Below are 22,989 nucleotides of genomic sequence, written 5' to 3'. Positions count from 1 at the left end.
GCTTATCCGAACGGCATTATAGCATGCGCTAGGTCTTTTATTATCTTTCTGATTAAAGGGCGGCGAAGATTAGTCGCCTAGCTTTAGCTCTTTTAAGATTTGGAATATTTCACGAGAAGACTTAGCCGGTTTATTTGCCGCTTTCTCTTTGTTAGCTTGACGAGCGAGCTGACGAAGACGTTGACGGTCAGCTTCCGGGTACATTTCCATAACGTCTGAAATGGCCGCATCGCCTTCTGCAACAACACGATCACGCAGTTGTTCTAGTTTGTGCAGTTCAACTGTTGCTTGAGAGTGTTTGTTGCGAATCTTATCTAAAGCCGCTTGAATTGGCTCTGGATCGACACTGCGCATTACTTTACCAATGTATTGAAGTTGACGGCGCTTCGCTTCATTTTTAAAGCGTTGTGCATCTTTAATCGCTTGTGCCAAATCTTCAGACAGCGGAAATTTGTCTAATACAGAAGGCTTTAATTCAACAAGCTCTTCTCCCAGCTTTTGCAGGGCGTCCATGTCCGTTTTCATTTCTGTCTTACTTACCCAGATGATTTCTTCTTCTGGTTCCCATGGGGCTTTTTGGTTTTTGCGAGCCATCTTTTCTGCCTATGTCACTATCTCAAACGAATATATTGCCTATTTTAGCAAGAATCTTGGGGAGAAAGCGAAATTCTTGTTATCCTACGTAATATTGACCTAAAAAATTAGAATAGATATGGATGTAAAACAGCAAGTCGCCCAACAACGAGTTGAGCTAGAAGCCGCAGTAGCTAAAGCGTTGGATATGGCATCAGTGAGTGCAGACGCCGCTGAGGTTGCTATTACTAAGTCAACGGGTTTAAGTGTTTCAACACGTATGTGTGAAGTGGAAAACGTTGAATTTAATAGTGATGGTGCTCTAGGTATTACTGTTTACCGCGGTCAGAAAAAAGGCAGCGCATCTACATCTGATCTGAGTGAGAAGGCAATTGCTCAAACAGTCGCGGCTGCGCTTGATATCGCTCAGTACACTTCTGAAGACCCGTTTGCTGGTCCTGCAGCAAAAGAATACATGGTAAAAGAAATTCCAGACTTGGATCTTTTCCACCCTGATGAACCAAACCCTGACTATGCCGCTGAGATTGCGATTGCAGCTGAGAAGCAAGCGCTAGCTTATAGCGATAAGATCAAGCAAAGTGATGGTGCAAGCTACGACAGCCATTATGGCGTTAAAGTTTATGGTAACAGCCATGGCTTACTAGCTAGCTACGCATCAAGCCGCCATAGCACGAGCTGCTGTGTGATTGGACAAGGCGCTAACGGTGAGATGGAGCGAGACTACAGCTATACCGTTGCACGTCACCGTGATGAGCTATGGACGCCTGAGCGCGTAGGTCAAGAAGCAGCAGAAAAGACAATTAGCCGTTTGGATGCGAAAAAGCTACCAACAGGCCAATACCCAATAATGTTTGCTAACGATGTCGCGACTGGCTTGATTGGCCACCTTGTGATGGCGATCAGTGGTGGTAACCTATACCGTAAGTCTTCGTTCTTATTGGATCACCTAGGTCAGAAAATTTTACCTGACTGGTTTAACATTTCTGAGCGCCCTCATATCTTACGTGGTTTGGCTTCAAGCCCATTCGATAGCGAAGGTGTGTTCACTCAAGATCGTGAAATCATCACTGATGGTGTGTTAGCAACTTACCTGCTAACTAGCTATGCCGCACGTAAAATGGATATGACACCAACAGGTCATGCTGGTGGTATTCATAACTGGTTTGTTAAATCAACGGGTCAAAACTTTGAGCAGATGCTAAAAGAGCTAGGCACCGGCTTCCTTGTGACTGAAGTAATGGGTCAAGGCGTTAATACCGTGACCGGTGATTATTCACGTGGCGCAGCAGGTTTCTGGGTTGAGAATGGAGAAATCCAATACCCAGTATCTGAAGTGACGATCGCGGGTAACCTAAAAGACATGTTCACTCAGATTGTTGCGGTTGGTAACGATGTTGAAACACGTTCACAAATTCAAACGGGTTCTATCTTGCTTGAGTCGATGAAAGTCGCGGGTGAGTAATTAAGTTAGCGCCAATATTATGAATTAAAAAAGGGAGCCGATGGCTCCCTTTTTGTTTTCTGTATTTCGCCAAAAATTCGCTAGCTACTCATGATAACTAGATCAGTATGGTTGCTAAGCCTAAGAACACCGATAGGCCAATAACATCGGTTACTGTGGTCAGAGCCATACCGCCCGCAAGTGCTGGATCGATATTCATCTTTTTCAGCATTACTGGGATGGTTACACCGGCGATACCAGCGACAATCAAGTTGGTCATCATTGCAGCTGAGATGATGCCTCCCAGTATCCAGTTACCTTTCCAAGCAACCACTATACCGCCAATGATAACAGCCCATAACACGCCGTTTAGGAAGCCGATGGCCGCCTCTTTGAGTAGTAGTTCGCGTTTGTTACTGTCACCGATATGACCGAGAGCTAAACCACGAATCACAAGCGCAACGGTTTGGTTACCAGCAACCCCGCCCATTGAAGGTACGATAGTCATTAGAACCGCAATTGCTGCCATTTGGTCGAGTGTTGCTTCAAACATATTGGATACAGATGCAGCAGCAAGTGCTGCGAGTACGTTAGCACCCAACCAGACACTACGACGACGAGCTGATTTTACGACTGGAGCGAAGGTATCTTCGTCATCGTCCATACCCGCCATGCTCATCATTGAGTGCTCGGCGTCTTCACGGATAACATCAACCACGTCATCGATAGTGATTCGACCAACAAGATGCTGGTTACTATCAACAACGGGTGCAGAAACCCAATTACGACGTTCGAACAGGCTGGCAATATCGGAAGCACTGGTTTCAACCGCGATCGCTTCGTCAGCATCTTCCATCACTTCGGAAACCGGAACATCGGGCTGAGTCGTTACTAGTGTGGTAAGCGATAGGTTACCGATCAGACGTTCTTCTTCATCAATAACATACAGAGCATCGGTTGCGTCGGGCAATTCGCCACGCATACGCATATAGCGCAATACAACGTCGACATCGACGTCGCCACGAATCGTGATTACGTCGGTATTCATGATCGCACCCGCTGAATCTTCTGGGTACGAAAGGGCGGTTTCTACTAATGCACGATCAACTGAGTCCATTTGAGAAAGGACTTCGCGAGAAACATCGTCGGGTAGGCTTCGAAGTACGTACGCGACGTCATCGGTTTCCATACCTTCTGTTGCTTCTGCCAAGGTTTCTGGTGCCATTTTCGACACAAGCGCATCTTTGACGTCTTCGTTTAGTTCATCAAGAATTTCACCGTAGTCTTCTGGATCGGTGAGTTGCCAGAGTACGTCACGACTTTTGCGAGGGGAGGCTTCTAAAAGGTGTGCAATATCTTCAGGTTCCATGTCCTGAAGTTGTCGACGTACGTGAACAAATCGGCCGTTTTCTAGGGCTTCGCTGACTTCTTGGAGGGTTTGGTGAGCTTGGTCGAATTCTAATTGCTCTGCCATATTTTCCTCCTATTTCATTATTCTAACAATGCTTGGAATAGTAACTTAATTCTGGGGCTTATTTAAATCATAAACTTAGCTAGAACTAAGATTTAATACTGGTTGGTTCGAAGTTTGAGTCTTCAGTGTTGTGAGTGACTCGTTTTCGCTACTCACCTTCATCAAACTTGTCTTCAATGAGGTGGCAAACAGCATCAAGTGCTTGTTGTGAATCGGTGCCTGTAGCTTGGATCGTGATGTGTTGCCCTTGCGCTGATTCCAGCATAAGCAACCCCATCACACTGTCTGCAGTTGCGATTTTATCTTCTTCGCTATGGATAGTGATAGTTGCATCAAAACTTTGGGCAAGCTCAACCAATTTTACGGCTGCTCTAGCGTGAAGACCCAAGCGATTTTGGATCAGTACAGTTCGAGTTAATTCCATGGTTAGCCCTGTTGGTGCTTCTCTAGGGAGGCATGTCTGATTTGAACTTGATGACCGAGTTGTTCGAAGTATTCACCAATTTTCTGAGTTAGATAAACTGAGCGGTGTTTGCCGCCAGTGCAACCAATCGCGACTGTTAGGTAACTGCGATTATTCTTCTCTAACATGGGTAACCACTGCTCAACAAAGCCTTGAATTTGTTGCTTGAGTTCAAGAACTTCAGCGTGTTTCTCTAGGAAAGAGTGAATTGGTGCATCAAGTCCTGTCAATGGTCGTAGTGCCGGTTCCCAGTGAGGGTTTGGCAGAAATCGAACATCAAACACATAATCGGCATCACTTGGTAGGCCGAACTTAAAGCCGAAAGACTGAAAAACGATAATGAGTTCTTGTTTTTCTTTGCCCTCAACTTTGAAACGAACCTGTTCACTCAATTCGTAGAGGTTACAGTCACTGCTATCAATCACAATGCTGGCTTGCTCTACAAGAGGAGCCAGAAGTGTTTTTTCTAAATCAATAGCTTGTTCAAGAGAGAGTTTTTCTTGGCCGATCGATAAAGGATGAATTCTGCGTGTTTCGCTATAGCGCTTGAGTAGCGTCTGTTTACTCGCATCTAGAAATAAGACGTTTAGGTCTATATCTGTGGCGGCTTCTAGCTGGTCTAGCGTTTCTGTAACTAACTGAGGCTCTTTTGGTAGGTTACGAATATCAATGCTAACAGCGACGTTTTGATTGATCTCGCGTACCGATTCGACGAAGTCGTTGAGCAGGTTTACTGGTAGGTTATCAACACAGTAATACCCCAAGTCTTCAAGAACTCGTAGCGCAACACTTTTCCCGGCTCCTGACTGGCCACTGACAACGATTAATCGCATGTTATTACTCGCAAGTTGGCACTTGAATCATGATGTCGTAAAGCTCTTGATCGCTTTGAGCATTACGCAACTGTTTAAGAGTCTGCTTGTCGTTAAGTCGCTCTGCCATACAAGAAAGGGTTTTCAGATGCTCTTTACATTGTTCACTAGGAACAAGTAGAGCAAACAGTAGATCAACTGGGCGGTTATCGATAGCATCAAATTCGATTGGGTCTTGGCATTGTATTAATACAGCAATCGCTTTATCACTGACATTCATGCGTGCATGGGGAATCGCAATACCGTTACCGATACCTGTACTGCCCATTTTTTCACGGCTCAGCATGCACTCAAACAGTTCTGTTGAATCTTGACCGCAGCTTTCTGCTGCGATTTGACTGATCAGCTCAAGGGCTCTTTTTTTGCTTGTGCATTGGACTGCACTTTTAGTGCAGTCCAATGAAAGTACTTCGCTTAATTGCATGTTAGTGACTACTTAGTTTTTCTTTGTGCTTGTTGAGTTGGCGAACAAGTTTATCAACCAATGAATCAATCGCGGCATACATGCTTTCATCTGTTGCTGTCGCATGAATTTCCCCTTGATTTATATGCAGGGTAGCTTCTGCGATTTGATTGATTTTCTCAACTTTTAAAACAACTTGAACACTATTGATATGATCAAAGAAGCGCTCAAGTTTGTCGAATTTGGTGTGAACATAGTCTTGCATTGAATCGGTAAGATCAACGTGATGGCCTTGAATATTGATTTGCATAGACTTTCCTTTTCAGTTGGTTGCCAGGTTACAACTAAATTAATAGTTAACTACTTTAGTTTATAGCAGGCGTTTACGCTGACTCGATGGGGCAATGCCCAGAGATTCACGGTATTTCGCTATGGTACGTCTAGCTACCTGAATTCCTTGGTCAGCCAGTAAAGCAGCAATCTTACTATCACTTAGAGGCTTTGCGGTATTTTCCGCTGCGACAAGCTTCTTAATGAGTGCGCGAATTGCTGTAGATGAACATTCACCGCCATTGTCAGTGCTGACATGGCTTGAGAAAAAGTACTTGAGTTCGAAGATGCCACGCGGTGTGTGCATGAATTTTTGAGTCGTCACACGAGAGATCGTGGATTCGTGCATATCAACAGCTAAAGCCACATCATTCAGTACCATCGGCTTCATGGCTTCTGCGCCATGTTCGAAGAAACCGCGTTGATGTTCAACAATACACCGAGCGACTTTTAGTAGTGTTTCATTTCGGCTCTCTAGACTTTTAATTAGCCATTTTGCTTCTTGCAAATTTGAGCGGATAAATTGGTTGTCAGCACTACTGCCTTTGCTACTAAGGGCCGCGTATTGTTGATTCACTTTTAGTTTTGGCACGCTATCTGGATTGATGGTGACCAACCATTTCCCAAGCTCTTTGAAGACGGATACGTCAGGAACCACATACTCGGTTTCGTCTGGCGTGATCTTACTGCCAGGGCGAGGGTCCAGCTGTTGGATTAATTGCAAAACTTCGCGTAGTTCCGCTTCTTTCAACTTGGTCTCTTTGATAACCAGTTTGTAATCGCGATTGCCGAGTTGGTCGATATGGCTAGTAAGTACTAACTTAGCTTCGTTAAGCCAAGGGGTATCTTGTGGGAAGGTCGCCAATTGCAGTAACAAGCAATCTTGCAGATTCACAGAACCGACACCTAGCGGATCAAACTGCTGAATTCGTTTACGAACGGCTTCAATTTCATCAAGCTCGATCTCTTCGTTGTCGAAGTTCTCAAGGATGTCTTCACAAGATACGGTAAGGTAACCGCGGTCATCGATAGCATCAATTAGCGCAAAAGCTATGCTGCGGTCAGTTTCAGTAAATGGTGTTAAATCGAGTTGCCAGAGCAGGTAATCGTATAGACTTTGTGTGGTTTCGCCTTGATAAACGGGCATATCGTCATCAATCGCAATGCCAGTGTTACCTGTGTTTGCGCTGTAAACGTCTTCCCAAGTTGTATCGATTTCTAGTTCGTTGCCGATCTCTGATTTTTCGATTAAATCGGAGCTGTCAGGTAAGTCTTGTTCAACTGTTTCAACTGTTTCTTTCTCGTCACTGCTAGGTTTTTCTTCCGATGTTGGCGTATCTTCATTGCCGTCTTCGACATCGAGTAGTGGGTTCGATTCAAGTGCTTCTTGAACCTCTTGTTGCAAATCCAAAGTAGACAATTGCAACAAACGAATCGCTTGTTGCAATTGAGGAGTCATTGCTAACTGTTGGCCTAGCTTAAGTTGTAATGAGGGTTTCATTCAGTGTTACTTACCTAGTTATTATTCTAAGAACTCTCGATACTCTCTATCTAATCATAGACGGAATTGTTCGCCTAGATAAACTTGTTTAACTTGTTCGTTATTGAGAACATCTTCAGGAGTTCCCTCAGCTATTAGATGCCCTTGACTTACGATGTAAGCTTTTTCACACACGTCTAATGTTTCACGAACGTTGTGGTCGGTAATCAAAACGCCTAAGCCGCGATCGCGTAAGTGAACGATGATTTTTTTGATATCGATAACCGATATAGGGTCAACACCGGCAAAAGGTTCGTCCAGGAGAATGAATTGAGGGTTTGCTGCTAGTGCACGAGCAATCTCAACACGTCGACGCTCACCACCCGACAAAGCCATACCATTACTCGCTCGAATATGTTGGATGTGAAACTCTTCGAGAAGATCTTCCAGCTTATCTTGACGTTGTGCGTTAGTCATCTCATCGCGCGTTTGCAAAACAGCCATGATGTTGTCTTCAACTGACAATTTACGAAAAATGGATGCTTCTTGAGGAAGGTAACCGATACCAAGACGAGAACGACTGTGCATTGGTAAGATACTGATGTCTCGGTCGTCAATGCTGATAGTACCTTCATCACGCGCAACCAGACCCACTATCATATAGAAAGAGGTGGTTTTACCTGCACCGTTTGGGCCAAGTAGCCCGACGATCTGACCTGACTCTACTTGCAAGCTTACGTCTGTTACAACTTTACGTTTTCCGTAGGTCTTCGCTAGGTTCTTTGCTGTAAGGACTGCCATGATTACTTATTCACTTCCGCTGGTTGTAAAACCGTTGATACACGCTCACTGCTATCACTATCGGCAACCAACTTTTGAGAGGTGATCTGATAGGTAATCTTAGAGCCACGAATGATACTGCCATCTTGAGATAGCATCGCGTTCTTAGTCATGATCAATCTATCGGCAATCAGCTGGTAATGTAAATCGTCAGCTTCACCATAGAGTGTTTTCCCATCGTCAGTAAGTTGAGAAAAGGTTGCGGGCTTTCCGAAACCTTGTATTTCTTCAATTTCACCGTTGACGGCATTACGTGTAACAATGACCTTATCGGCATTGATATTGATGCTACCTTGTTTAAGGTTCACATCGCCAAGAAAGGTAACTTGATTGCTTTTCATATCTAATTGCTGACTGTCTGAATCAATATAGACAGGCTGCTCGCTATCCGAAGATAGAGCATAGACATTAGACGCCGCAAGGGTCAAAGCCAATAAACTAAGGTGTGAGAGTTTCATATCTACCCTGAACAGAATTAAAGAGAGTCGCATTGTTGGTACCGAAGTTCCCTTTCATTGCTTGCCCCTCATTTTCAAAAAATGTACCGATCATATGGACCGGAGTGTCTGAATAAAAATCTCGGCTAGTCAGTTCAACAACCATTTTATCAGTGGTCATTGTATCGAAACTAGCATCTGGCAACAGGTTCTTCGCCACAACGTTGTCATAAAAAGTGATGACTTGATTTTCATCCATAATTGCGCGATCAGCGGTCACTCGCCATTCTATCGTATGCCCTTCACGGAATACTGAAAGAATAGGGGCTTGAAAGTGTGTATCGCCAACGACGGAGTAGTGCTCTAGATTGGTCGATTCAACTTGATAGCTACGAATACCGCTTTCGTCATAGCTAATATTATCAAGATTCTTGCCACTAAACGCGGGCAGTTCTAAATTTGGATCTACTTGTATCGTCGAAGTTTGCTCTTTGTCGTACAAGTAATAGGCTGACCAAGAGGTAATAAAGATGAGTATTAAGTAGATAATACGATTAAAACTCATATGCTTAAACCTTTGTGCACGTCGAGTTCGTTTCTTGCTTGTAAAATAAGGTCGCAGACTTCACGTACTGCACCGTAACCGCCGTTAATGGTTGTTACGTAGTTGGCTCTTTGTGCAAGTAATGGGTGACCGTCTGCCACACATACCTTTAAGCCGACCTTTGCCATTACAGGCCAGTCGATTAAATCGTCTCCGATATAACCTGTGTTTTCAGGATTAACTGAAAGCTTATCGCAAATATCTTGGTAGGCTTTAACTTTATCATCCTGACCTTGATAAATTAGCTTAATACCGAGAGCGGTCATTCGATTCTCAACAATTTGAGATTTACGGCCAGTGATGATTGCGATTTCAACGCCGGCGTTCATCAACGATTTAATGCCGTAACCGTCGCGCGTATGGAAAGTTTTTAGCTCTTCACCGTTGTTACCCATGTAGATGCGGCCATCAGAGAATACGCCATCTACATCACAAATCAGCAGTTTGATCTCTTTTGCAATCGCAAATACACGTGAATCCACTGTGCCGTAAAGGGTTTCAATTGCCTGTGACATTACATTACTCCTGCTTTCAGTAAGTCATGCATATTTAAAGCGCCTACTAATTTGCCATTATCACACAACATCAGGCCATTGATGCTCTTAGCTTGCATCAAATTTAAGCCCTCAACTGCGAGCATATTTGGTTCTGCTACCGTTGGGTTCAGTGTCATCACATCGCCGATCTGCGTGTTATGAATATCAATACGTTTATCTAAGATACGGCGTAAATCACCATCGGTAAAAATGCCCTTCATTTGGCCATCTTCACCGACGATTGCCGTCATGCCCAAGCCTTTTTGAGATATCTCTAACAGGGCATCTCGAACTAGTGCATCCGGAGCAACAGTTGGGAGTGCATCGCCGGTGTGCATGATGTCGTCTAGTTTCAACAGCAGTTGACGGCCTAAAGCACCACCAGGATGAGACAGTGCAAAATCTTGAGCGGTAAAACCTCTTGCCTGTAAAAGTGCAACGGCTAATGCATCACCCATAACCAAGGTAGCGGTAGTACTGGTTGTTGGTGCTAAACCAAGGGGACACGCTTCTTCGGGTACTGAAATCTGCAAATGAATATCAGATAAAGTCGCCATGTTTGATGCTGGCTTGCCAGTCATGCTGATAATCTTAATGTTTAAACGCTTTAATACTGGGAATAGGCTGAGGATTTCTCCTGATTCACCTGAGTTGGATATTGCTATCACAATATCGCCAGGTTCGATCATGCCTAAATCACCATGCGCCGCTTCACCTGGGTGTACAAAGAAAGCCGATGTACCAGTACTTGCCAGTGTAGCTGCTATTTTGTTACCAATGTGGCCTGATTTGCCCATGCCCATTACTACGACTTTGCCTTTGTTGTTCAGGATTAGGTCGCAAGCTTTGCTAAAATCATCATTAAAATATTGGTCTAATTGCGTGAGACCTGCAACTTCAGTTTCCAAAACTTGTTTTGCAACGCTGCAATAATCAAATGGCTGAGACATCAAATACTCCAAGTACGGGAAGTTAAATCAACAATTAAGCTGACATGTTCATTAGTAGGTAACTTTGATATGCCACAAACGTCACGATTAACACGCCGCCTTCGATACGATTCACGCTACGAGATTTTCCTAGTGCCATGATAACAAGAAGTAGTGATACGCCTAGCATTACCCAGAAGTCACGACCCATTGCAAACTCGCTCAAGATTGAAGGGTTTAGGATGCCTGGGATACCCATCACGGCAAGGATGTTGAATACGTTTGAGCCAATGATATTACCCACAGCCATATCATCTTCACCTTTCATAACACCAGCTAGTGATGCTGCAAGTTCAGGTAAACTTGTGCCAACGGCAATAATGGTTAAACCAATCACAAGGTCGCTCATACCAAAGAACTTCGCGATTACAACCGCGTTATCAACCAACATGTTGGCCGCTAGAGGTAGAATAATCAGGCCAACCACCACCCACATTGCGGCTTTGGGGTTGCTCACGCCTTCAGGAACTTCAGATTCTTGTTCGTCAAGAAAGGCATCACCGTTCTTTTTCTCACTACGGCTGATTTGCAGCATCGCAAATAAGAAAGCGGCAAAAAGAACAAACAACAACACACCTTCATAGAAACCTAAGTGATTATCCCAAAGCAGTGCGCCCGCTAATAGAGTGACACCTATCATTAAAGGTAGTTCACGACGAATCACACCAGAGCTAATCGATAATGGCTTGATAAGGGCTGTAATACCTAAAATCAGCGCGATGTTAGCGATGTTTGAGCCTAATACGTTACCTACCGCCGTATCTGTTTTACCATCAAGGGCTGCTGTCGCAGAAACCATCATTTCAGGGGCTGAAGATCCCATTGCTAAGATTGTCATACCGATAACTAGTGGTGAAATACCGAAGTTGCGAGCAAGAGCTGCGGCACCGTATACCAGCTTATCTGCACTCCACACCAAAAAACCTAGACCGATAATAAGAAACGCAATCGCTTCAAGCATGATGATTCCTAAAAATTAATAAAAAACGGAGAATTAACCGCTAATTTTGACTTGTTGCTAGATAAAAGGGAAGTCACTCGACAAATTAATTGCTAGTTAGTGGTAAAGAAATGTTGATGAGGAATGAATTTCTCAATGCTTTCAAATCCCTGCCTTTGTTTTCTGTTTTTAATAATTAATTGAACAGCGCTTTTAATTCTAAAGTAGACTCATTATTATTGCAGCCATAATTGGCGTTTTTAAAGCAAGGAAACAACAAAAGTATGTTGAACACTGAGCTTGTGAAAGTTAAGAATCTCAGCTTCTCACGCGGTGAGCGAATTATCTTTGATGACATCAGTTTAGAGGTTCCTCAAGGAAAAATAACCGCGATCATGGGGCCGTCAGGGATCGGTAAAACAACCTTATTACGTCTGATCGGTGGACAATTACCACCAGATGAAGGTGAAATTTGGTTTGATGGCGACAACATCCCTGCATTGCCACGTCGAAAGCTATATCAAGCACGCAAGAAAATGAGCATGCTTTTCCAATCGGGGGCACTTTTCACGGATCTGAATGTCTTTGATAATGTGGCGTTTCCTTTGCGAGAGCACACTGAACTTAACGAAAAATTCATTCGTACCATTGTATTGCTTAAGCTTGAGGCGGTAGGGTTGCGAGGCGCGGCGCAATTAATGCCGAGTGAGTTGTCTGGTGGTATGGCGAGACGAGCGGCGTTGGCCCGTGCGATCGCATTGGACCCAGAACTTATTATGTATGATGAGCCTTTTGTTGGCCAAGACCCAATCACCATGGGTGTTTTGGTTGAGTTGATTCGTAACCTCAATCAAGCCTTGGGTTTAACCTCGATTGTCGTTTCTCATGATGTCCCTGAGGTGATGAGCATTGCTGATTGGGTTTATTTGATGGCTGATGGGAAAATTATTGCTGCAGGTTCTCCTGATGAGTTGTACAACAACAGCGACCCAAGAGTGCAGCAATTTTTGCAAGGTGAATCGGATGGCCCTGTGCCATTTAGGTTTCCTGCAAATAGCTTAGAAAAGGATTTGTTTGAATATGATTGCTAAAACTATTGCGGGTGTCGGTAAGCGCGCACTTGCGATTTGTGAGTCATTTGGTCGAGCAAGCCTAATGCTATTTGGGGCTTTGTTTGGCATCCCGAAACTAAAAAACTTCCCTCTATTAGTTAAACAATTTTATAGCGTTGGCGTTCAGTCATTGGCTATCATTTTAGTTTCGGGTTTGTTTATTGGCATGGTACTCAGTCTGCAGGGCTATGTCGTATTAATCGACTATGGCGCAGAGGGTAACCTTGGGCAAATGGTCGCGCTCTCGTTGTTACGGGAACTGGGCCCTGTGGTGACAGCACTTCTGTTTGCTGGCCGTGCGGGTTCAGCATTAACGGCTGAGATCGGCTTAATGAGAGCAACGGAACAGATCTCTAGTCTTGAGATGATGGCGGTTGATCCTCTTAAACGCATTATTGCGCCACGTCTCTGGGCCGGCCTTATTTCTATGCCACTGCTCGCTATGATCTTTATGGCGGTCGGGATTTGGGGTGCTCAGTTAGTCGGTGTGGATTGGAAAGGTATTGACCACGGCAGTTTCTGGTCTGCGATGCAGTCTTCCGTTGAGCTTGGCCGTGATATTGGTAACAGCATGATCAAATGCATGGTCTTCGCTATCACCGTAACTTGGATCGCACTTTTTAATGGTTATGATGCAGTACCGACATCCGAAGGTATTAGTCAGGCAACCACACGCACAGTAGTACACTCTTCTCTAGCGGTATTAGGGCTAGATTTTGTTCTTACCGCATTGATGTTTGGGAATTAATCATGCAACAAACTCGAAAATTAGAATTATGGGTCGGCACCTTTGTTATTGCCGGAATTTGCGCAATCTTAATCATGATCTTTCAAGTCGCTGACGTAAAAGGTATAGGTTCAAACCATACTTATAACCTAAAAGCGACCTTTGACAATATTGGCAGCCTAAAGGTTCGCTCACCAGTAAAGGTGGGGGGCGTCGTTGTTGGTCGAGTTCAAAGTATTGAACTTGATACTGAGAGCTACCTTCCTGTGGTTGAACTGTCTATTGATGCGAAGTACTCACAATTTCCTGATACCTCTAGTGCTCAAATCTTAACGTCGGGCTTGATCGGTGAGCAGTACATCAGCTTAGTTCCAGGCTTCATCTTTGAAGATGAAGAGATGTTGATTGATGGTGATTCTATCGAAGACACCAAGTCGGCATTAGTATTAGAAGATTTGATTGGTCAAGTGCTGTATAGCGTCGGTGGCTCTGATAATAGCGAAGCTAAGGAGTAGGCTCATGTTAAAGACGAATAATTTATTGAAGACTAATTACTTATTGAAAATATGGTTTCTGGCAGCAGTCGCTTTACTGATGTCGACTCCAGCTTTTTCGGCAAAACCGATTGACCGAACTCAGCCTTATCAGATGATGACTCAAGTTGCGGAAGAGGCTTTCGCCCGTTTGAAGAACGAGCAAGAGAATATCCATCAAGACCCAGAGTTACTGAAGGTCATCGTGGAAGAAGAGTTGATGCCTTATGTGAATGCTCAATATGCGGCGCTGAAGTTGCTAGGGCCGAACTTGAAAGGTGCTGATAGAGGAGACGTGCGCGTATTTATTGATGCATTTCGTAAATATCTCGTTTCTTCTTATGCTCAAGTGTTAACTCAATATACAGATCAGACGATTAAATTTGGTCCAGAACCAACAATTAAAACAGATAGCCGTATTACCAGTATTAAGGTTGATATCATTGATACGCCTCGACCAAACATTAACCTTGAGTTTAAACTGCGCAAAGATAAGAAGTCAGGTGAGTGGAAGGCATTTGATATGGTTGCCGAAGGTATAAGCCTGTTATCAAGTAAGAAGTCTGAGTGGAACACTAAGATTCGTCAAGAAGGCATCTTACAAGTAGCTGACGAACTCGAGAAACTGGCTTCTCAACCGATTCGTTTTGAGAGTAATAAATAATGAGCCATTCTCAATGGCAAGCGCTAAGCTCTAAAGAATATCAACTTCTTGGTGATATAGATCGAGATAGTGTACCTGCAATCTGGCGTATATTGGAAAAGTGGCAAACGACGGAATCGAGCGTTGAAATTGACCTTAGCCATATAAATCGAGTCGATTCAGCAGGAATGGTGATGCTAATTCACTTATTAGAGCATGCAAAAAATCAAAACTGTCATATAATGCTCAGTTTCGTGCCAGAACAATTACGAACGTTGTTCCAATTGAGCAATATCCAGCCAATGATGGCAGAACACATAAAAAATTAGGCAGGAGCTATTTGTGGACAGCACAAAAGTACAAGAATTATTAGCAGAGGCTCTGAACCTTCAGGAAATTATCGTGAAGGGTGAAGGCAGTCATTACGAAGTTGTTGCGGTTGATCCATGTTTTGACGGCATGAATCGAGTTAAGAAGCAGCAACTAATCTACGGCCCACTAATGGAATACATTCAACGCAATGATATCCATGCTCTTTCTATTAAGGCTTTCACGCCGGAAGAGTGGGAACGTGATAAGAAACTGATGTCACTTTAAGGTTTATGATGGAAAAGTTTCGAGTTATTGGATCGGATAAGCCGCTAAGCGGTGAAGTGACGATCTCAGGCGCAAAAAATGCAGCCCTACCAATCCTATTTGCTTCAATTCTAGCTGAAGAGCCGGTTGAAGTGAGTAATGTTCCTCACCTACGTGACATCGATACTACGATGGAATTGCTTAAGCGTTTAGGCGCAAAAGTATCACGCAACGGTAGTGTTCATGTTGATGGCCGCGAAATTAATGAATTTTGTGCACCTTACGATTTAGTAAAAACAATGCGCGCTTCTATCTGGGCTTTAGGTCCTTTAGTCGCTCGTTTTGGTGAAGGCCAAGTGTCACTTCCGGGCGGTTGTGCAATTGGTGCTCGACCTGTTGATTTACATATCCATGGCCTAGAGCAACTAGGTGCGACCATTGTATTGGAAGATGGTTATGTGAAAGCAAGTGTTGATGGCCGTCTGAAAGGCGCGCACATCGTGATGGATAAAGTAAGTGTGGGTGCCACCATTACTATCATGTGTGCAGCAACATTGGCTGAAGGTACAACTGTATTAGATAACTCAGCGCGAGAGCCTGAGATTGTTGATACGGCTGATTTCCTAAACAAACTGGGTGCTAAGATTTCTGGCGCAGGTACAGACACGATCACTATCGAAGGCGTTGAGCGTCTTGGTGGTGGCCAACACTCTGTGGTTGCTGACCGTATTGAAACCGGTACGTTCTTGGTTGCTGCGGCAGTGTCTGGCGGTAAAGTCGTTTGTCGTAACACTAACGCTCATCTTCTTGAAGCTGCATTAGCGAAGCTTGAAGAAGCGGGTGCGAAGGTTGAAACAGGCGAAGACTGGATCAGCCTTGATATGACAGATCGTGAGCTCAAAGCGGTGAAAATCGTAACAGCACCTCACCCAGGTTTCCCAACCGACATGCAAGCGCAATTTACTCTGCTTAACATGATGGCGAAGGGCAGTGGTGTTATCACTGAGACTATCTTTGAAAACCGCTTTATGCACATCCCTGAATTACAGCGAATGGGCGCAAAAGCCGAGATCGAAGGCAACACGGCTATTTGTGGTGAAACCAAAAAATTGAGCGGCGCTCAAGTAATGGCAACGGACCTTCGCGCATCTGCGAGTCTTGTTATTGCTGGCTGTATTGCTCAAGGTGAAACCATTGTTGACCGTATTTATCACATCGATCGTGGCTACGATAAGATTGAAGATAAATTGTCAGCCTTAGGCGCAAACATTACACGGTTTAGCGAGTCGAACTAACTTAGGTTAGTGAGTTCATGAATCAGTAAGATGAAAACATAAAAGTCGGAACCTTGGTTTCGGCTTTTTTATAGTTGTATTTACCGCCAGTGAATCTGCTGCCTATTTTGTGCAAATAGATGAATCAACTTGGCGGTTGTGAGGAACAAAATGATAGCAATATTACGTATTTTCGCAGTGGCGATATTTGCGATTCTTATGTTTGTATTTGGGTGTGGTTACTGTTTACTCAGCCCACGCAACCCGAAACACGTATTTACCTTTGGTCGTTATTTCGGTCGCATGTCGAAAATCTTTGGTATGAAGTTAGAGCTTCGTATCCCGGAAGATGCTTACTCTCGTGGACAACATGTTTACGTTGCAAACCACCAAAACAGCTGGGATCTATTCACGATTTCATCAGCGGTAACACCTAAGGTTGTGACTGTTGGTAAGAAGAGCTTAGCGTGGATGCCTCTTTTTGGTCAGCTGTATTGGCTGACGGGTAATATCCTAATCGACCGAGCTAACCGCAGCAAAGCGGTAGGTACGATTGACCAAGTGGTTACTAGCCTTAAAGAGAGTGATGTTTCAGTATGGATGTTCCCTGAGGGGACTCGTTCTCGTGGTCGTGGTTTGTTACCATTCAAAACGGGTGCTTTCCATGCTGCGATTGGCGCTGGCTTACCTATTATCCCTATCGTGTGTAGCTCAACAGGTGGCGTGAAGCTGAACCGTTGGAACAATGGTCATGTGATTGTTGAAATGCTGCCACCAATCAGCACTGAAGATTACGATAAGTCTAATGTTCGTCAACTGGCTAACCTAGCTCGTGAGCAGATGGCTGCGAAGCTTGAAGAGTTAGACAAAGAAGTGGTTGAGCTTAATAAGAAGTAATCATCTAAGCGAAACGATGAACAATAAAAAAGGTTGCCAAGTGGGCAACCTTTTTTTGTATCTGATAAACGCTCAGCTTTATGCCAATTTGTTTACTAGAAACCGTTTATTCTAGATATTAAAACCTATTTGCGAACCGCAATAGCTTCGATCTCGATACCTACATCTTTTGGCAGACGCGCTACTTCAACACATGAACGTGCAGGGTAGTTTGCAACACCGTGCTCATCAAAGAATTTACCGTAAACTTCATTTACTGTACCGAAGTCGTTTAGGTCTTTAACGAATACCGTTAGTTTTACGATGTCTTTTACAGTCAGGCCAGAAGCTTCAACAACCGCTTGAACGTTGTCTAGAGATTGGCGAGCTTGCACTGCGATATCAGCAGATACTTCACCAGTTGCTGGGTTTACTGGGATTTGACCAGAAGTCAGAACCATATTGCCAAGGTCAACACCTTGTACGTATGGGCCGATTGCAGCTGGAGCAGATTCTGTGTGAAGTACTTTAGTCATTGGTTATTCCATCAGTTATTGGATAAAAAGCGATTTTTAGTGTGCCTTCAAACTTAGGATAGGTAAAGAGCAAAATACCCCGCACAGGCGAGGTATTGAATAGTTTTTGCGTTCGATCGGCGTTGCCGTATGACGTTATCTTTCTGTTACGATCTCACGAGAGAAGACTTTTTCGCAGTATTTACACTTCAATCGAATATCTTCTTTCTTTTCAAAGATCTTAAAGCTGCTTTCAACGGGTTCATTGTGAGTAATACAGTTGGTGTTTGGACACTCGAACACATCGTTGATTTGCTCAGGAAGTTCTAGTGGTAGCTTCTTAACTACTTCGTAATCTTCGATTTGGTTTACGGTCGCGTGAGGCGCGTAAAGTGCTAACTTGCTCGCCTGTTCTTCAGTGATAAACACATTCTCTATCTTGAGCAGGTCTTTACCGCCTAGAGCAGAGGATGGCAGGTTTAGGCCAATCGTTACTCGCTGATTAGAGTTATGCATGTCGAACAGTTTGAGTACCTTGATCCCGATGTTGGCTGGGATATGGTCGATAACCGTTCCGTTCTTGATTGCTTCAACTTTTAATTGAGTCTCTTTAGACATGATATCTCTCCTCTACAGCGTTTCGTTAAGAACAAGGGCTAACAATGCTTCACGTGCGTAAACACCGTTCTCAGCTTGCTGGAAGTAGTAAGCGTAAGGCGTTTTATCGACATCAATCGTAATTTCATCAACACGAGGAAGAGGGTGAAGAACCTTTAGGTTATCACGTGCATTTTCCAACATCGGAGCCGTCAGGATGTACGCTGATTTGATGTGCGCGTATTCCGATTCATCAAAACGTTCTTTTTGAACTCGAGTCATGTACAGAACATCCAACTCTGGAATCACATCTTCCATGTCTGTCAGCAGTTGGTACTTAATACCCGCTTCATCAAGCTCTTCACAAATGTAGTCAGGCATCGCCAGTGCTTCTGGAGCAACGAAGTAGAAACAGATGTTGTCGAACTTCGCTAGTGCTTGAGTTAGTGAGTGAACCGTACGGCCGTACTTAAGATCACCAACGAATGCAACGTTAAGGTTGTCGAGGCGGCCTTGAGTTTCGGCGATAGAGAACAGGTCTAATAGCGTTTGTGTTGGGTGTTGGTTTGCGCCGTCGCCCGCGTTAATCACAGGTACACCGTTAGAGAACTCAGAAGCCAGACGCGCTGCGCCTTCTTGGGGGTGGCGCATTACGTAAGCATCAACGTATGAAGAGATAACCTGTACTGAGTCTGCCAGCGTTTCGCCTTTCTTCGCCAGTGACGTGTTACCACCGCTATCGAAACCAATCACATCACCACCGATGCGCTGAATAGCCGTTTCAAAAGAGAGACGAGTTCGCGTTGAAGGTTCGAAGAAGCAGCTTGCAACAACTTTGTTCTTGATGAGTTCTGGGTTTGGTTCAGCTTTAAGTTGACCTGCCGTTTGAACAATTAATTCTAGCTCTTCACGAGAAAGCTCTGGAATTGAGATGATGTGCTTTTGATAGAGCGAATTCGCCATGATCTTCTTCCCCACAATAATGTATTGGCCATAAAAAAGCCCCCCATAATGGGAGGCTTTAAAAAAGTGCTGAAAAGCAGAATAGACGGCCTGGCAAGCATGCTAGCTTGCGAGCAATATTTGGTGTCTTCACAATTTTATTATGTGTTTTCACAATATCATTATGTTTTATCACAACATTGCTTGGCGTCATTTTCACTACTCTCAGACAAATTGCCGAGAATTATACGCTTTCAATTTGTGAGCGCAAGCGATTACATCAAGCTTTGTTTACTTTCATTATTCTCTATTGGCCAAGTGTCGCGACCATTACTGCTTTGATGGTGTGCATGCGATTCTCTGCTTCATCAAACACAATTGAGTAGTCGGACTCAAATACTTCGTCTGTTACTTCCAAACCGTTCATTCCATATTTGTCTGCGACTTGCTGGCCGATCACGGTTTCATTGTTGTGGAAAGCTGGCAGGCAATGCATGAACTTCACTTGAGGGTTACCTGTGAGCTTTATGACATCCATATTCACTTGGTAAGGTGTCATCACAGCCACGCGTTCGTCCCAAGCTTCAGGTGCTTCACCCATAGAAACCCAAACATCGGTGTAAAGGAAATCACAACCTTTTACGCCTTCGGCAACGTCTTCAGTCAGCGTTATTTGTGCACCTGTATTTTGCGCAATTGCTTGGCATTCTTCGACAAGCTGTTCTTCTGGCCAGAAAGCTTTAGGTGCAACAAGGCGAATATCCATACCCATCTTCGCGGCACCGACTAACAGAGAATTACCCATGTTGTTGCGTGCATCGCCTAGGTAAGCAAAACTGATTTGATGCAGATGTTTACCGCGACCATGCTCAAGCATAGTGAGGAAATCAGCCAAGATCTGAGTTGGATGGAACTCATCAGTAAGGCCATTCCACACTGGAACGCCAGCATAAGCGCCAAGATCTTCGACAATACTCTGGCCAAAACCACGATATTCAATACCATCGTACATACGACCTAATACACGCGCGGTATCTTTCATTGATTCTTTTTGACCAATCTGAGAACCAGAAGGGCCTAAATAAGAGACTTGAGCTCCTTGATCAAAAGCAGCTACCTCAAAGGCACATCGAGTTCGAGTTGATGCTTTTTCAAAGATCAAAGCGATGTTTTTACCGTTAAGCTTTTTTTGCTCTGTACCTGCATACTTAGCCTTTTTAAGGTAAGCAGACAGGTCGAGTAAAAACTGAATCTCTTTAGGAGTAAAGTCGAGAAGTTTTAGAAAGTTACGATTGCGAAGATTAAATGCCATCTCTCGCTCCTTGGGTATATAGAATCAATGAAGAACTTAGTTAAACATAAAAATGCTATATTTGTGAATAGTTATTTTATTGATTTGATAAAAAAGGCCAGTACAATGGTACTGGCCTAGATAAGTTATGTGTTCGCTTTACTGAACTACTTGAGTTAAATACCGTCTCTTTCTATAGGACAGCTCATGCAACGAGCGCCACCACGACCGCGACCCAGTTCATTGCCTGGAATTGTCAGAACTTCGATGCCTGCTTTGTCGTATTTCTCATTGGTGTAAACATTACGCTCATAACCGATAACCGTACCCGGTTTCACCGTCAGTACGTTGTTAGCGTCATTCCACTGTTCACGTTCAGCTTCGTAGTTATCACCACCAGTTGTGATGATCTTCAGTTGATCGAGATCCAGTGCGCCTTCAATCGCTGTTAGGTAGTTTTCAGCTTTCTCTACTCGCATTTCGCCATTTTCTTTTGGCGTTAAGCGCCAGGTGTCTAAATCTTTGCGAACGATCTCTGGATAGACAGAGAATGTGTCGATATCCATGTGCGTCATGACCGTATCAAGGTGCATACAAGAGCGGTGCTTCGGTAAATCAATCGCAATCACTTCTTTAGCTTGACCGGACTTGAATAAACTCGCAGCTAGGTTTTCGACACCTTGTGGCTTGGTACGCTCTGAAATACCGATAAGAACAGCGCCTTTACCGATTACCAGTACATCACCACCTTCAATATTGGCGTTGTCGTAATGAAGATCTTCATCACCGAAGTACTTAATGAAATCTTGCCCCGCGAATACAGGGTGCCAGCGATATATTGCTCGCAAGTGATTCGTTTCTCGTTGACGAGCAGGCATCATCATAGGGTTAAGAGAGACACCGCCATAAACCCAGCAAGAAGTATCGCGGGTAAATAGATGGTTAGGTAGCGGCTCAATAACGAAATCAAGTGGGCGGTGCATCTTCGGTAGCATTGAAGAAGATTTAATAGGAAGCTCAGAATAGGCTAAACCACCAAGTAGGATCGTCGCCAAGTGCTCATTGTCCATTTGAGCAAGGTACTCTCTTAAATCACGTGCGAATGTAGGGCCGTAACGGAAATCAGAGATTTGAGTATTAAGCAGCCACTCACGAGCTTGTGCTACAGCGAGTGTCTCAACCAGTAGGTCATGCAGTAATAACACTTCAACGTCTTGGTTACGAAGTGTTGTCGCAAAGGCATCGTGTTCTTCACCTGCTGCTTCTACTGCAAGTACATCATCAAAGAGTAGCTCATGACAGTTAGAAGGGGTGAGGTGGGTGAGTGCCCTTTCAGGCCTATTTAGGAGAACTCGTCTTAATTGACCGACTTCGGAGCCAACGTACAGCTTACTCATTTTGCATCCTTACTATTAATCCAGCGTCTATTTATGACAAGCTTGTTCGTAATATGCAAGTTTTGAAACTTGTGTAAAGGTTATGTTATTTTGATATTTTTGGTTTTAAATGCTGAGTTGTTTGGGGTTTTTGATATTAAAATCCAACCAAAAGACTGAGTTCTGGAACAAACTTTTTGCGGATCTATGCTCCAATTTCAGTAATTCGATAATCCACTTTGCTTGGTGAACGTGATTTTTCATTCAAAATTTATGCAGTTACTTACTTATAAGTGAGGTTTTATGCATCGATGAAGTGATCGGCAGTATGCATCTGATATGACTAACCACTCAATTTTGAAGGAGTAAGGCTAAAAGTAACAATAAAAATGAAATGCTAAAATACACGATGGTTAATAATATGTTGAAAATTTGTTTCTGTGATTTTGATTTCACTTTTTAATTGATATCCCTTCAGTTATCTAGCGATAAACTTACTCTTCTACACCTGATCTAGGTGGCTTTTCTAGGCGATCCGTGCCATATTTCGTGGCAATCAAATTTGATCTTTTCATAGTCAACACTCTGGAGCAGACACATGTCTCACGAAGATGAATATCTATCAGTAGCGGAATTAATTGAATTTCAAAAAGGCGAGACTCGCGACATCATTGAAGCATTAATCGAAGATGGTAGCGATCCTGAAGCTCTATACGATATCGAGCATCACCTTTTTGCTGAAGATTTCGCAGTACTTGAGAAAGCCGTTGTTGAAGCATTCAAAATGGGCTTTGAAGTGCTTGAAGCTGAAGAGACAGAAGACGAAGATGGCAACAAGCTACTTTGTTGTGATGCAACGATGCAGTGTACTCTGAACGCAGAAGCGATTGATGAGCAAGTTGAGAAGCTTGTAAATCTTGCAGAGAAGTTTGACATTATCTACGACGGTTGGGGCACTTACTACGAAGGTGAAGATGCTATCTACCCTGACGAAGATGATGAAGACGAAGAGTAATCTCTCCCAGTTTTAAAGAATGCCAGCCTTGAGCTGGCATTTTTTTGTCCTCAGAAAAATAAATGTCTTTATATGCATTCATTCATTATAATGCGGTCAAAATTGATCT

General features: G+C 43.8%; 28 protein-coding genes. 10 read left to right on the top strand and 18 right to left on the bottom strand.

From position 1 onward, the window contains the following. Positions 1-69: 69 nt before the first annotated feature. Positions 70-594: a ribosome biogenesis factor YjgA gene (gene yjgA / locus AB4180_RS07060; protein ID WP_017097545.1), complete on the bottom strand. Its 525-nt coding sequence runs from the start codon at positions 592-594 to the stop codon at positions 70-72. Positions 595-712: 118 nt separating this feature from the next. On the opposite strand from yjgA, the gene pmbA reads away from it, so the two are divergent. Further along, positions 713-2,056, top strand: a complete 1,344-nt coding sequence (gene pmbA, locus AB4180_RS07055) for a metalloprotease PmbA (protein WP_017058910.1) — start codon at positions 713-715, stop codon at positions 2,054-2,056. Between the two features lie 97 nt (positions 2,057-2,153). On the opposite strand, the gene mgtE is transcribed toward pmbA, so the two are convergent. The 12 genes from mgtE to AB4180_RS06995 all read right to left on the bottom strand — a co-directional run bounded on the left by mgtE (position 2,154) and on the right by AB4180_RS06995 (position 11,424). Further along, positions 2,154-3,509: a magnesium transporter gene (gene mgtE / locus AB4180_RS07050; protein WP_012604872.1), complete on the bottom strand. Its 1,356-nt coding sequence runs from the start codon at positions 3,507-3,509 to the stop codon at positions 2,154-2,156. Positions 3,510-3,657: 148 nt separating this feature from the next. Continuing rightward, positions 3,658-3,933, bottom strand: coding sequence for an HPr family phosphocarrier protein (locus tag AB4180_RS07045; RefSeq protein ID WP_009847745.1), 276 nt, complete (start codon positions 3,931-3,933; stop codon positions 3,658-3,660). A gap of 2 nt (positions 3,934-3,935) precedes the next feature. Next, on the bottom strand, positions 3,936-4,805 hold the full coding sequence (rapZ, locus tag AB4180_RS07040; protein WP_009847744.1) for an RNase adapter RapZ: 870 nt from the start codon (positions 4,803-4,805) through the stop codon (positions 3,936-3,938). A gap of 4 nt (positions 4,806-4,809) precedes the next feature. Beyond that, complete coding sequence (gene ptsN / locus AB4180_RS07035; RefSeq protein ID WP_009847743.1) at positions 4,810-5,268, bottom strand: PTS IIA-like nitrogen regulatory protein PtsN; 459 nt, start codon at positions 5,266-5,268, stop codon at positions 4,810-4,812. A 1-nt stretch (position 5,269) separates the two neighbouring features. Continuing rightward, complete coding sequence (gene hpf / locus AB4180_RS07030) at positions 5,270-5,557, bottom strand: ribosome hibernation promoting factor (protein ID WP_009847742.1); 288 nt, start codon at positions 5,555-5,557, stop codon at positions 5,270-5,272. Positions 5,558-5,617: 60 nt separating this feature from the next. Further along, positions 5,618-7,078, bottom strand: a complete 1,461-nt coding sequence (locus AB4180_RS07025; RefSeq protein WP_102249065.1) for an RNA polymerase factor sigma-54 — start codon at positions 7,076-7,078, stop codon at positions 5,618-5,620. Positions 7,079-7,132: 54 nt separating this feature from the next. Beyond that, entirely contained in the window at positions 7,133-7,858 is a 726-nt protein-coding gene (lptB, locus tag AB4180_RS07020; protein WP_009847740.1) for an LPS export ABC transporter ATP-binding protein, read from the bottom strand. Between the two features lie 2 nt (positions 7,859-7,860). Further along, a complete protein-coding gene (lptA, locus tag AB4180_RS07015) occupies positions 7,861-8,355 on the bottom strand; it encodes a lipopolysaccharide transport periplasmic protein LptA (protein WP_009847739.1) in 495 nt (164 codons plus the stop codon). Beyond that, a complete protein-coding gene (lptC, locus tag AB4180_RS07010; protein ID WP_009847738.1) occupies positions 8,336-8,899 on the bottom strand; it encodes an LPS export ABC transporter periplasmic protein LptC in 564 nt (187 codons plus the stop codon). The genes lptA and lptC overlap by 20 nt, the downstream gene beginning before the upstream one ends. Further along, a complete protein-coding gene (gene kdsC, locus AB4180_RS07005) occupies positions 8,896-9,453 on the bottom strand; it encodes a 3-deoxy-manno-octulosonate-8-phosphatase KdsC (RefSeq protein ID WP_009847737.1) in 558 nt (185 codons plus the stop codon). Before kdsC ends, lptC begins: the two co-directional genes overlap by 4 nt. Next, positions 9,453-10,424, bottom strand: a complete 972-nt coding sequence (kdsD, locus tag AB4180_RS07000; RefSeq protein ID WP_009847736.1) for an arabinose-5-phosphate isomerase KdsD — start codon at positions 10,422-10,424, stop codon at positions 9,453-9,455. The genes kdsC and kdsD overlap by 1 nt, the downstream gene beginning before the upstream one ends. Before the next feature lie 34 nt (positions 10,425-10,458). Further along, on the bottom strand, positions 10,459-11,424 hold the full coding sequence (locus AB4180_RS06995) for a calcium/sodium antiporter (RefSeq protein WP_009847735.1): 966 nt from the start codon (positions 11,422-11,424) through the stop codon (positions 10,459-10,461). 263 nt (positions 11,425-11,687) lie between these two features. Between AB4180_RS06995 and mlaF the strand changes: the two genes are divergently transcribed. The 8 genes from mlaF to AB4180_RS06955 all read left to right on the top strand — a co-directional run bounded on the left by mlaF (position 11,688) and on the right by AB4180_RS06955 (position 17,165). Continuing rightward, positions 11,688-12,494: a phospholipid ABC transporter ATP-binding protein MlaF gene (gene mlaF, locus AB4180_RS06990; protein ID WP_009847734.1), complete on the top strand. Its 807-nt coding sequence runs from the start codon at positions 11,688-11,690 to the stop codon at positions 12,492-12,494. After that, positions 12,484-13,263 (top strand): lipid asymmetry maintenance ABC transporter permease subunit MlaE, encoded by a 780-nt coding sequence (gene mlaE / locus AB4180_RS06985; protein ID WP_029223888.1) that lies wholly within the window; start codon positions 12,484-12,486, stop codon positions 13,261-13,263. Before mlaF ends, mlaE begins: the two co-directional genes overlap by 11 nt. Before the next feature lie 2 nt (positions 13,264-13,265). Beyond that, positions 13,266-13,757 carry an outer membrane lipid asymmetry maintenance protein MlaD gene (gene mlaD / locus AB4180_RS06980; RefSeq protein WP_102249064.1) on the top strand — a complete coding sequence of 164 codons (492 nt, stop codon included), beginning with the start codon at positions 13,266-13,268 and terminating at the stop codon, positions 13,755-13,757. A 4-nt stretch (positions 13,758-13,761) separates the two neighbouring features. Next, positions 13,762-14,439, top strand: coding sequence for a phospholipid-binding protein MlaC (locus AB4180_RS06975; RefSeq protein ID WP_029223887.1), 678 nt, complete (start codon positions 13,762-13,764; stop codon positions 14,437-14,439). Then, entirely contained in the window at positions 14,439-14,747 is a 309-nt protein-coding gene (locus tag AB4180_RS06970) for a lipid asymmetry maintenance protein MlaB (RefSeq protein WP_004735315.1), read from the top strand. The genes AB4180_RS06975 and AB4180_RS06970 overlap by 1 nt, the downstream gene beginning before the upstream one ends. Before the next feature lie 13 nt (positions 14,748-14,760). Then, entirely contained in the window at positions 14,761-15,015 is a 255-nt protein-coding gene (gene ibaG, locus AB4180_RS06965; protein WP_004738686.1) for a BolA family iron metabolism protein IbaG, read from the top strand. A gap of 8 nt (positions 15,016-15,023) precedes the next feature. Continuing rightward, positions 15,024-16,289, top strand: coding sequence for a UDP-N-acetylglucosamine 1-carboxyvinyltransferase (gene murA / locus AB4180_RS06960; protein ID WP_029223886.1), 1,266 nt, complete (start codon positions 15,024-15,026; stop codon positions 16,287-16,289). Positions 16,290-16,439: 150 nt separating this feature from the next. Next, the gene (locus AB4180_RS06955) at positions 16,440-17,165 is read left to right on the top strand and encodes a 1-acylglycerol-3-phosphate O-acyltransferase (protein WP_004735318.1); all 726 of its coding nucleotides are present in this window, start codon (positions 16,440-16,442) and stop codon (positions 17,163-17,165) included. Between the two features lie 125 nt (positions 17,166-17,290). Here AB4180_RS06955 and AB4180_RS06950 read toward each other — a convergent pair whose 3' ends face one another. The 5 genes from AB4180_RS06950 to arcA all read right to left on the bottom strand — a co-directional run bounded on the left by AB4180_RS06950 (position 17,291) and on the right by arcA (position 21,886). Further along, positions 17,291-17,680 carry a RidA family protein gene (locus tag AB4180_RS06950; RefSeq protein ID WP_009847729.1) on the bottom strand — a complete coding sequence of 130 codons (390 nt, stop codon included), beginning with the start codon at positions 17,678-17,680 and terminating at the stop codon, positions 17,291-17,293. A gap of 135 nt (positions 17,681-17,815) precedes the next feature. Next, a complete protein-coding gene (gene pyrI, locus AB4180_RS06945; RefSeq protein WP_004735320.1) occupies positions 17,816-18,277 on the bottom strand; it encodes an aspartate carbamoyltransferase regulatory subunit in 462 nt (153 codons plus the stop codon). Positions 18,278-18,289: 12 nt separating this feature from the next. Further along, positions 18,290-19,219, bottom strand: a complete 930-nt coding sequence (pyrB, locus tag AB4180_RS06940) for an aspartate carbamoyltransferase (RefSeq protein WP_009847728.1) — start codon at positions 19,217-19,219, stop codon at positions 18,290-18,292. A gap of 286 nt (positions 19,220-19,505) precedes the next feature. Next, positions 19,506-20,510, bottom strand: a complete 1,005-nt coding sequence (locus AB4180_RS06935) for an ornithine carbamoyltransferase (protein WP_017103687.1) — start codon at positions 20,508-20,510, stop codon at positions 19,506-19,508. A 155-nt stretch (positions 20,511-20,665) separates the two neighbouring features. After that, positions 20,666-21,886: an arginine deiminase gene (gene arcA / locus AB4180_RS06930; protein ID WP_009847726.1), complete on the bottom strand. Its 1,221-nt coding sequence runs from the start codon at positions 21,884-21,886 to the stop codon at positions 20,666-20,668. 577 nt (positions 21,887-22,463) lie between these two features. Between arcA and rraB the strand changes: the two genes are divergently transcribed. Next, the gene (rraB, locus tag AB4180_RS06925; RefSeq protein WP_004735324.1) at positions 22,464-22,880 is read left to right on the top strand and encodes a ribonuclease E inhibitor RraB; all 417 of its coding nucleotides are present in this window, start codon (positions 22,464-22,466) and stop codon (positions 22,878-22,880) included. The last annotated feature ends 109 nt before the right edge of the window (positions 22,881-22,989 follow it).

The sequence above is a fragment of the Vibrio sp. 10N.286.49.C3 genome, assembly GCF_041469545.1.
GTDB classification, from domain to species: domain Bacteria; phylum Pseudomonadota; class Gammaproteobacteria; order Enterobacterales; family Vibrionaceae; genus Vibrio; species Vibrio tasmaniensis_A.
Note: the sequence above shows the minus strand (reverse complement) of the source record. Positions and strands in the feature narration are given on the sequence as shown.